The organism is Sphingomonas sp. GW821-FHT02B09 (genome assembly GCF_059421875.1).
The window spans coordinates 1-589 of sequence record NZ_JBWKVV010000037.1 but is presented as its reverse complement, the minus strand read 5'-3'; the positions used below and the strand labels follow the sequence as shown (position 1 = coordinate 589).

Annotated in this window: 1 rRNA gene; it reads left to right on the top strand. The window is 52.8% G+C overall.

The annotated features are described in order from the left end of the window. Positions 1-3 precede the first annotated feature (3 nt). Positions 4-589: ribosomal RNA gene (locus AC07U4_RS24840) — 16S ribosomal RNA — on the top strand; the annotation flags it as partial.

The window sequence follows — 589 nt, the reverse complement described above, 5'->3', positions numbered from 1 at the left end:
CATAAACTTGAGAGTTTGATCATGGCTCAGAACGAACGCTGGCGGCATGCCTAACACATGCAAGTCGAACGAGATCTTCGGATCTAGTGGCGCACGGGTGCGTAACGCGTGGGAATCTGCCCTTTGGTTCGGAATAACAGTTGGAAACGACTGCTAATACCGGATGATGACGTAAGTCCAAAGATTTATCGCCAGAGGATGAGCCCGCGTAGGATTAGCTAGTTGGTGTGGTAAGAGCGCACCAAGGCGACGATCCTTAGCTGGTCTGAGAGGATGATCAGCCACACTGGGACTGAGACACGGCCCAGACTCCTACGGGAGGCAGCAGTGGGGAATATTGGACAATGGGCGAAAGCCTGATCCAGCAATGCCGCGTGAGTGATGAAGGCCTTAGGGTTGTAAAGCTCTTTTACCCGGGATGATAATGACAGTACCGGGAGAATAAGCTCCGGCTAACTCCGTGCCAGCAGCCGCGGTAATACGGAGGGAGCTAGCGTTGTTCGGAATTACTGGGCGTAAAGCGCACGTAGGCGGCTTTGTAAGTTAGAGGTGAAAGCCTGGAGCTCAACTCCAGAATTGCCTTTAAGAC